This is a genomic window from Burkholderia cepacia, assembly GCF_001039005.1.
Classification (GTDB): Bacteria; Pseudomonadota; Gammaproteobacteria; order Burkholderiales; family Burkholderiaceae; genus Burkholderia; species Burkholderia theae.
Window position 1 is genome coordinate 1 of the sequence record NZ_LDWR01000101.1, and the last position, 8,306, is coordinate 8,306.

The 8,306-nt window shown below is 69.6% G+C and carries 9 protein-coding genes and 1 pseudogene; 6 read left to right on the top strand and 4 right to left on the bottom strand.

Going from position 1 to position 8,306, the window contains the following annotated elements; genetic code table 11:
- From VL15_RS42425 to fliF, 3 genes and pseudogenes are all read right to left on the bottom strand, one after another.
- Positions 1-82: pseudogene (locus tag VL15_RS42425) on the bottom strand (flagellar assembly protein FliH); the annotation flags it as partial.
- Entirely contained in the window at positions 75-1,070 is a 996-nt protein-coding gene (gene fliG / locus VL15_RS37745; protein ID WP_048252004.1) for a flagellar motor switch protein FliG, read from the bottom strand. The pseudogene VL15_RS42425 and the gene fliG, both read right to left, overlap by 8 nt.
- Entirely contained in the window at positions 1,060-2,823 is a 1,764-nt protein-coding gene (fliF, locus tag VL15_RS37750; RefSeq protein ID WP_048252005.1) for a flagellar basal-body MS-ring/collar protein FliF, read from the bottom strand. Before fliF ends, fliG begins: the two co-directional genes overlap by 11 nt.
- Before the next feature lie 250 nt (positions 2,824-3,073).
- Here fliF and fliE point away from each other — a divergent pair, with 250 nt between their 5' ends.
- The 6 genes from fliE (at position 3,074) to VL15_RS37780 (ending at position 7,103) form a co-directional block, all read left to right on the top strand.
- Positions 3,074-3,418, top strand: a complete 345-nt coding sequence (gene fliE / locus VL15_RS37755) for a flagellar hook-basal body complex protein FliE (protein ID WP_021164033.1) — start codon at positions 3,074-3,076, stop codon at positions 3,416-3,418.
- Positions 3,419-3,577: 159 nt separating this feature from the next.
- Positions 3,578-4,012, top strand: coding sequence for a flagellar export chaperone FliS (gene fliS / locus VL15_RS37760; protein WP_048252006.1), 435 nt, complete (start codon positions 3,578-3,580; stop codon positions 4,010-4,012).
- Positions 4,009-4,341 (top strand): flagellar protein FliT, encoded by a 333-nt coding sequence (locus VL15_RS37765; RefSeq protein ID WP_048252007.1) that lies wholly within the window; start codon positions 4,009-4,011, stop codon positions 4,339-4,341. The genes fliS and VL15_RS37765 overlap by 4 nt, the downstream gene beginning before the upstream one ends.
- A 94-nt stretch (positions 4,342-4,435) precedes the next feature.
- Entirely contained in the window at positions 4,436-5,800 is a 1,365-nt protein-coding gene (locus tag VL15_RS37770; protein WP_048252008.1) for a flagellar hook-length control protein FliK, read from the top strand.
- Complete coding sequence (locus tag VL15_RS37775) at positions 5,797-6,114, top strand: EscU/YscU/HrcU family type III secretion system export apparatus switch protein (protein ID WP_048252009.1); 318 nt, start codon at positions 5,797-5,799, stop codon at positions 6,112-6,114. Before VL15_RS37770 ends, VL15_RS37775 begins: the two co-directional genes overlap by 4 nt.
- A 269-nt stretch (positions 6,115-6,383) precedes the next feature.
- A complete protein-coding gene (locus tag VL15_RS37780) occupies positions 6,384-7,103 on the top strand; it encodes a PepSY-associated TM helix domain-containing protein (RefSeq protein ID WP_048252010.1) in 720 nt (239 codons plus the stop codon).
- Positions 7,104-7,176: 73 nt separating this feature from the next.
- On the opposite strand, the gene VL15_RS37785 is transcribed toward VL15_RS37780, so the two are convergent.
- Positions 7,177-8,202 carry an XdhC family protein gene (locus VL15_RS37785; protein ID WP_048252011.1) on the bottom strand — a complete coding sequence of 342 codons (1,026 nt, stop codon included), beginning with the start codon at positions 8,200-8,202 and terminating at the stop codon, positions 7,177-7,179.
- Positions 8,203-8,306: the final 104 nt, after the last annotated feature.

Here is an 8,306-nt window from a genome sequence, read left to right on the forward strand (position 1 = left end):
GCGGCGGCGGGTCGAACGACGCCATCTCCCACCGCTGGTACGCGGTGAGGGTGCCCGCGCGATCGCTCGCCGAATCAGACATACGCGTCTTCCGCCTTGCCGCCGATCACGATCTGGCCGCTCTCGGCGAGGTTGCGCACGATCTGCAGGATGCGGCGCTGCTGCGTCTCGACTTCGGACACGCGCACCGGGCCGCGCGCGTCGAGATCCTCGGCGAGCAGTTCGGCGGCGCGCTGCGACATGTTCGCGAGGAACTTCTGGCGCAGCGCGGGCGGCGCGCCCTTGAGCGCGACGATCAGCGTTTCCGACTCGACTTCCTTGAGCACCATCTGGATCGCGCGATCCTCGAGCTCGAGCAGGTTCTCGAACACGAACATCTGGTCGATGATCTTCTGCGCGAGATCGGCGTCGTACTGGCGCACGCTTTCGAGCACGCCTTCCTCATGCACGCTGGTCATGAAGTTCAGGATCTCGGCCGCGGTGCGGATGCCGCCCATCGGGCTGCGCTTCAGGTTGTCGCTGCCGGACAGCAGGCCCGTCAGCACGTCGTCGAGCTCGCGCAGCGCGGCCGGCTGGATGCCGTCGAGCGTCGCGATCCGCAGCAGCACGTCGTTGCGCAGCCGCTCGGTGAAGCACGACGCGATCTCGGATGCCTGGTCGCGGTCGAGGTGCACGAGGATCGTCGCGATGATCTGCGGATGCTCGTTCTTGATCAGTTCGGCCACGGCGCCCGAGTCCATCCACTTCAGGCCCTCGATGCCGCTCGTGTCGCTGCCCTGCAGGATGCGGTCGATCAGCACGCCGGCCTTGTCCTCGCCGAGCGCCTTCGTCAGCACCGAGCGGATGTAATCGCTCGAATCGAGCGACAGCGCGGTGTGCTGCTCGGCTTCCTTCACGAAGTCCTGCAGCACGTCCTCGACCTGCTCGCGCGTGACGTTCTTCAGCGCGGCCATCGCGGCGCCGATCTTCTGGACCTCGCGCGGCGCGAGGAACTTGAATACCTGCGCGGCTTCTTCCTCGCCGATCGACATCAGCAGGAGCGCGCTCTTGGTCAAGCCTTCAGCGTTCATCGGACACCCAGTTCTTCACGACGGTGGCGACGATCTTCGGATCCTGGCGGGCGATCGTGCGCGCGTAGTCGAGGTTGCGTTCGTAGCGGTTCTTCTCGTTCTCGAAGCCGAGCAGCAACGAGTCGGGCTCCTCGGCCTTGACCGGCGCGGGCAGGCCGTCGAGCAAGACCGGATCTTCCGGCGCCGCGAGTGCCGGCGCGACCGGCTCGGCCGGCGGGAAGGCGCGGCGCATCGCCGGGCGCACGAACATGAAGTAGAGCGCCGCCGCGGCCGCCGCGATGCCGAGCCACTTCGCGGCTTCCTTCGCCATCGCGATCATGTCGGGCTGGCGCCACCACGGCAGGTCGGCGTACGGGTCGCTCACGGTCGAGAACGCGCTGTTCACGACGTTCACCGAGTCGCCGCGCTTCTCGTCGTAGCCCATCGCGTCCTTCACGAGCTGCTCGACCTGCGCGAGCTTCGCGGGCGGCAGCGGCTGCATCGACACGTGGCCCTTCGCGTCGGCGACCGGCTGGTAGTTGACGACCACCGCGACCGACAGCCGCTTCACGTTGCCCATCGGCTGTTCGAGATGGCGGATCGTCTTGTCGACCTCGTAATTGGTCGTCTGGTCCTTGCGGTCGCTCACGGGCGTCGTCTGCGGCGCGTTCTGGCCGTTGCCGGCGACGATCGGCGCCGAGGCCGGCTGCGGCGGCGTGTTCGACAGCGCGCCCGGCACGCCCGATGCGCCGCCCTGTGCGAGTTCGGTCGCGCTGCTGGTCTGCTGGCTGCGGATCGCGGCCTGCTGCGGCACGCCGTTCGGGCCGTAGCTTTCCGACGTCTGTTCGATCTTCGAGAAATCGAGGTCCGCGCTGACTTGCGAACGCGCGTTGCCGGCGCCGAAGATCGGCGCGAGGATCGCGTCGATGCGCTTCTGCGTGTTGTGCTCGACCTGCTGCACGTACTTGAGCTGGCTCGCGTCGAGGCCGGACGCCGAAGCCGGCTGGGTCAGCAGGTTGCCGTCCTGGTCGACGATCGTCACGTTCTTCGCGGGCATGTCGGGCACGCCGGACGACACCATCCGCGTGATCGCCTGGACCTGGCCCTCGTCGAGCACGCGGCCCGGGTAGAGGTCGACGAACACCGACGCGCTCGGCGCTTCCTTGTCGCGCACGAATACCGACGGCTTCGGGATCGCGAGATGCACGCGCGCGCCGCGCACGGCATTGATCGATTCGATGGTGCGCTGCAGCTCGCCTTCGAGCGCGCGCTGGTAGTTGATCTGTTCGGCGAACTGGCTGATGCCGAATTTCTGGTTGTCCATCAACTCGAAGCCGACCGAGCCGCCCTTCGGCAGGCCCATCGCGGCGAGCTTCAGGCGCGTTTCATGCACCTGGTTCGACGGCACGAGGATCGCGCCGCCGGCGTCCGCGAACTTGTAGGGAACGTTTGCCTGCTGGAGCGCGGTAATGATCGCACCGCCGTCGCGGTCCGACAGGTTGCTGTACAGCACGCGGTAGTCGGGCGTCCGGCTCCACAGCACCAGCGCGGTGATCGCGGCGATCGCGAACGCGACGGCGATCAGGAACGGCAGCTTCGGGTTGCCCTTCATCCGCGAGATGCCGGGAATGCGTTCGGCGAAGCCGCCAAGGCCGAAGTCCGCGCCGGCGCCACCCACGCCCGGCAACGCGGCGGCCGCGGCGGCGCCGGGCGCCGGGCTGGCGAGGCCCGCGCGGGCGTCGGGATTGATCAGCGAGTTGGCCTGCGAATCCATGCGTCGAGTTTCTCCGGAGCGGGACGACTGAGCTCGCTCGGACGAGCGGGCGGACAATGACACGATGCGATTATCGTGATCCGGGCCGTACTCCGATCGACCGAAAAGAGCGGGGTTTCCCCCGTACTTTCTCGGCTTTGACGCGCGGCGCGCTGCTATTCTTTGCTGCGATCCGGCATGGTGCGCGTGGTGCGGCACCGGCGGAAACGCCCGGTGCGTCCGGGTCTCTTCTCTCAATTCTGGGGACAGCATGACTGCGAACGTCAGCGGGATCGGTTCGGTGTTGCAACAGATGCAGTCGATGGCCGCGCAGGCGTCCGGCGGCGTCGCGAGCCCGACGGCGGCGCTGGCCGGCTCGGGCGCGGCGACGGCCGGCACGTTCGCGAGCGCGATGAAGGCGTCGCTCGACAAGATCAGCGGCGACCAGCAGCACGCGCTCGGCGAGGCGCAGGCGTTCGAGGTCGGCGCGCCGAACGTGTCGCTGAACGACGTGATGGTCGACATGCAGAAAGCCAACATCGGCTTCCAGTTCGGGCTCCAGGTCCGCAACAAGCTCGTGAGCGCTTACAACGACATCATGCAGATGTCGGTGTGACGAGGGCCGGGCGGGCCCGGCGGGCCGGCCTCCCGCGCCCGGCGGCGGCCCCGCGCGCCTAAAGCTTTCCAAATCCCTTCCGATAACTCCGGAGAAGGCCGCGTCGTGCGATGCACGGCGACGGCTCCCGTATAGCTACCGCATGACAAGGAGATGCGCATGTTTTCCCCAGGACACGCTGGAGCCAATGCCTACGCGCGTGTCGGCGTCGAGACGGGGGTGATGGGCGCCTCCCCGCACCGGCTGATCGCGATGCTCTACCAGGGGGCGCGGCAGGCGATTGCGCTGGCGCGCATGCACCTGCAGCAGGGCAACGTGTCCGGGCGCGGCGAAGCGATTGGCAAGGCGATCCGGATCGTCGAGAGCGGCCTGAAGGCGTCGCTGAACCGCGACGCGGGCGGCGAGATCGCGGATCGGCTCGATGGGCTGTATGCGTATATCGGCCGGCGTCTGCTGGAAGCGAACGCGCAGGCGAGCGACGCGATGCTGGTCGAAGTCGACGGGCTGCTCGCGACGCTCGAGGAAGCATGGACGGGGATTGCCCCGGAAGCCGCGCGCATGGCCGCGCAACAGGCAGTGGAAGCATCAAGATGAATCGCAAGGCCGAATACTTCGCTCGTTACGAGGCGCTCGCAGCCGTGTCGGGCCGGATGCTGTGCGCCGCGCGCGGCGCCGACTGGAGCGCGTTGCCGGGGTTGCAGGCCGAATTCATGCAGCTCGTCGACGGGCTGAAGGAGGCCGATCCGGGCGTTGCGCTCGACGAATCGGATCTCGGCCGCAAGCTCGACCTGATCCGCCGCATCCTGGCCGACGACGCCGCGATCCGCGATCTCGCGAGCCCGGACGTCGCGCGGCTGTCCGCGCTGTTCGAGGCGCGGCGCTCGACCAAGGTATTGACCGATCTCTACCGCGCGCGCGGGTAGGGCCCGTTACCGCAGGCGCGCTGTTCCCGAGGGCGGCACGGATGTGCCGTTCCCGGATTTGCAACGATGTGGCTGAGGTGAGCAGGCTCCGATCATGACCGGTATCGACCCCGTTGCAGCCGCGCTGCTGGCGAGCCGTCTCGACAGCCTGCTGACCGGCACCGTGTCGGCGCCCGCCGGCGGCGGCGCGACCGCGCAGGTCGGCACGCCGGGTGCCGGCGCGTCGTCCTCGCCCGCGCCCGCCAGCCCGCCCGCCGCGCCGCCGGCTTCCACGCAGACCGCGCTGTCCGATGTCGGGCGCGTGCTCGACGCGATTTCGCGTGCGGGCGGCGATGCGACGCCGGTCATTGCCGGGCGCACGCCGCTGCTGGCCGATCCCACCGTGCTGCTGACCGATACGACCGTGCCGGCGCGTGCACCGGCCGCGTCCGATCCGGCCGCGCCTTCCACGTCTTCCACGCCGGCTCCCGCAGCGGCGTCGTCCGCCGCCGCTGCGCGCGAAGCGGCCGGGTTGCCGCCGGTCGCGGCGCTGCGCGCGGCGCTCGCGCAGGCCGTGAGCGAGAGCGGCCTCTTCTACGAATCCCATCTGGCGCAGTGGCTGGCCGGCCAGCGTCCGCTCGCGGCGCTGATGCGCGAGCCGCAGGCGCGCCTGACGGCTACGCTCGCGCCGATCGACCCGGATGCCGCGCAGCACGACTCGACCGATGTGCTCGACGAGTTGCTCGCACAGCGCCTGCCGCTGCCCGTGAACACGCGGACGGCCGCGCAACCGGGCGCACCGGCCCAAGGCGGCGCGCCGGTTCGCGACCCCGCGCAGGCTTTGCCGGCGGCCGCTCGGCAGGGCGCGTCGTTGCCGCACGACACGGCCGATCCGCTCGACGCGCGTGCCGACACGCGCTGGACGCCCGCGCGCGCCGAACTGGCCGCCGCGTCGTCCGATCCGCTGGCGCAGACGCTCGCGCCCGTGCATCCGGTCGCCGTGCCGATCGTCCGGCAGCAGCTCGACGCGCTCGCGACCGACCAGTTCCGCTGGGCGGGCGAGGCGTGGCCCGGCGCGCGGCTTGACTGGACGATCGAGCCCGACGATCCGGGCAGCCGCGCACCGCACGGCGGCGACGACGCGGGCGACGGCATCGCCTGGCGCACGCGGCTGACGTTGACGCTGCCGTCGCTCGGCACGGTCGATGCGGAGCTGGTGCTGAACGGCACGCAACTCGTCGCGCGGCTGCGGGCGAACCAGACGGGCGCCGACCGCCTCGCGCGGCACGAGGCCGCGCTGCGGCAGCGGCTCGAGGGCTCGGGGCTGCAGGTTGGCGGGCTGTCGATCCGCGCGGTCGACGACGGGCCGGACGGTTTCGACCTGTTTGCCGCGCAGGCGGCCGCCGCCGCGTACGCGCGCGGCGCGGCCGGCGGACCGGCACCGCGTACACCGGGCGCCGACGACGAGGCGTGGCAATGAGCATGACGTCCCGCAAGCGCGCGGCCGCGCTCGTCTACGACCCGAAAGGCGGCGATGCGGCGCCGCGCGTGGTCGCGAAGGGTTACGGCGTGCTTGCCGAGATGATCGTCGCGCGCGCGCACGATGCGGGGCTGTACGTGCATACGGCGCCGGAGATGGTGTCGCTGCTGATGCAGGTCGACCTCGACGATCGCATTCCGCCGCAGCTCTACCAGGCCGTCGCGGATCTGCTCGCGTGGCTGTACTCGCTCGATCGCACCGAGCCCGCGCCGGACGACGCCGTGCCACGTTTCCCGCTGCCGCCGCTGCGCTGAACGGCCCGGTATCGCGCAGCTTCTTACGAAATGCTGTCTCTGTCTTGCATGGTCATTCGGTCGGCATTTGTCGTTTATCGATTGCCATCGTGGTGCAATTTGCGCGCTTCGTCCGCGTTTCTTCGCTCGCCGAGCGTGCTGCTGCGTCCCTGGGCGGATTGAGTCGGCATTTGATTTGTGTAATGATATCCATTCTCATTTTCATGTTGCTCGGGCGGCGTGCGATTTCTGCGCGCCGCCCGTTGTTTTGAACGAATGGATACTTTCGCGTGAACGCGCCCGAAACGATCAATCCGCGCCGAGCAGGCGTCACCGTATTGCGCCCGGTGGCCCGCCCGCTGAGCGACGACGAACTGGCCGCGCGCCGCCAGCGCTCGCGCCGGGCGACCTTCATCAAGTGGCTGCGCAAGGTGCACGGTTGGGTCGGGTTGTGGGGCGCGGTGCTCGGGCTGCTGTTCGGCGTGACGGGCGTGCTGCTCAACCACCGTGCGCCGCCGCTGAAGATTTCGACCGGCGAGCCGCAGGTCGAGGAGATGCAGATCGCGTTGCCGGCGTCGGTGCCGAAGACGCCTGCCGCGATGACGAAATGGCTGCAGCAGGAACTGCATTTCGACGGCAAGCCGGGCCGCATGCGCAAGGAACCCGCGCAGGCCGTTGCGTGGGGAGACCGGCGCGTGATGCAGCCCGAGCACTGGCAGATGGGCCTGTTCGGGCCGCACCAGAACCTGCAGGCCGAATACTGGGTCGGCAATGGTTACGTGTCGGTGAAGCGTACGGGCAACACGTTCCTGACGACGCTGAACAACCTGCATCGCGGCGTCGGGATGAACCTCGGCTGGGTGCTGCTGATGGACACGATCGCGGGCTCGCTGATCCTGCTGTCGCTGACGGGCGTGCTGTTGTGGACCGAGCTGAACAAGCGCCGCACGGTCGGCGTCGTGCTGGTCGTCGGTTCGGTCGCCGCGGCGCTTGCCGCCGGCCTGACCTGATCGACGCTCGCGCCGGCCTGCCGCCGGCGCGAACCGTGCGTCCGGCACGACCGAAGCGGTCGGCCGGTGCGGATCAGAGGCCGCAGGCCGCGCCGCTGTTCGCCGCGATCTCCCGCGCGGCCTTTGCGCCCTCGACCTGCAGGATCGTCGGCAGCGACACGTTGTTCTTCGCGGCGGTGATCTCGGCCAGGATCGAGATCGCGATTTCCGGCGGCGTCCGGCTGCCGATGTAGATACCGGCCGGCCCGTGCAGCCGGCCCAGTTCCGCTTCGTTCAGGTCGAATTCGCGCAGCCGCTCGCGCCGTGCCGCGTTGTTGCGCCGCGAGCCGAGCGCGCCCACGTAGAACGCGGACGTCTTCAACGCCTCCATCAGCGCGAGATCGTCGAGCTTCGGATCGTGCGTGAGCGCGATCACGGCCGAGCGCGGATCGAGCTTCATGTCGAGCACCGTATCGTCCGGCATCGTGCGCACGACGCGCGTGCCCGGCACGTCCCAGGCATCAGTGTATTCCTCGCGCGGATCGCACACCGTCACCTGGTAGTCGAGCCCGACCGCGATCTGGCACAGATAGCGCGACAACTGGCCGGCGCCGATCACGAGCATCCGATAGCGCGGCCCGTGGATCGTCATGAGCCGCTCGCCGTCGAACGCGAGCCCGTCGGTCGCCTGCGCGGGCGACAGCGACGCACGGCCGGTCGCGAGCGTCATCGTGCGCGTGACGAGGCGGCCGGCCTCGACTTCCGCGCACAGCGCGGCAATCCCGCTGTCGCGCGTGAGCGGCTCGAGCACGAGCTGGATCGTGCCGCCGCACGGCAGCCCGAAGCGGTGTGCTTCCTCGGCCGTCACGCCGTACTTGAGCGCTTCCGGGCGCGCATCGGCCGCGATGCCGCTCGCGTGCACGCGGGCGATCAGGTCGTCCTCGATGCACCCGCCGGACACGGAGCCGACCACGAGCCCGTCCTCGCGCACCGCGAGCGTCGCGCCTTCGGGGCGCGGCGACGAGCCCCACGTTTTCACGACCGTGACGAGCAGTACGCGGCGCCCTTCCTCGAGCCAGCGCGCGCTCGTCTTCAGCACGTCGAGATCCACACTTTCCATCATCGGTTTCCAGTTACAGGACGGGCCTGGCGGTCCGTCATTCGATGGCGGAATTATGAACCGCCCGGCGCAAGCGTGCAGGAAGGGGGGGGGGGCGAGCAGGG

What these genes read in the sequence shown, in the direction of transcription:
- fliG (WP_048252004.1), bottom strand. Translation starts at nt 1,070, where the DNA reads ATGAACGCTGAAGGCTTGACCAAGAGCGCGCTCCTGCTGATGTCGATC.
- fliF (WP_048252005.1), bottom strand. Translation starts at nt 2,823, where the DNA reads ATGGATTCGCAGGCCAACTCGCTGATCAATCCCGACGCCCGCGCGGGC.
- fliE (WP_021164033.1), top strand. Translation starts at nt 3,074, where the DNA reads ATGACTGCGAACGTCAGCGGGATCGGTTCGGTGTTGCAACAGATGCAG.
- fliS (WP_048252006.1), top strand. Translation starts at nt 3,578, where the DNA reads ATGTTTTCCCCAGGACACGCTGGAGCCAATGCCTACGCGCGTGTCGGC.
- VL15_RS37765 (WP_048252007.1), top strand. Translation starts at nt 4,009, where the DNA reads ATGAATCGCAAGGCCGAATACTTCGCTCGTTACGAGGCGCTCGCAGCC.
- VL15_RS37770 (WP_048252008.1), top strand. Translation starts at nt 4,436, where the DNA reads ATGACCGGTATCGACCCCGTTGCAGCCGCGCTGCTGGCGAGCCGTCTC.
- VL15_RS37775 (WP_048252009.1), top strand. Translation starts at nt 5,797, where the DNA reads ATGAGCATGACGTCCCGCAAGCGCGCGGCCGCGCTCGTCTACGACCCG.
- VL15_RS37785 (WP_048252011.1), bottom strand. Translation starts at nt 8,202, where the DNA reads ATGGAAAGTGTGGATCTCGACGTGCTGAAGACGAGCGCGCGCTGGCTC.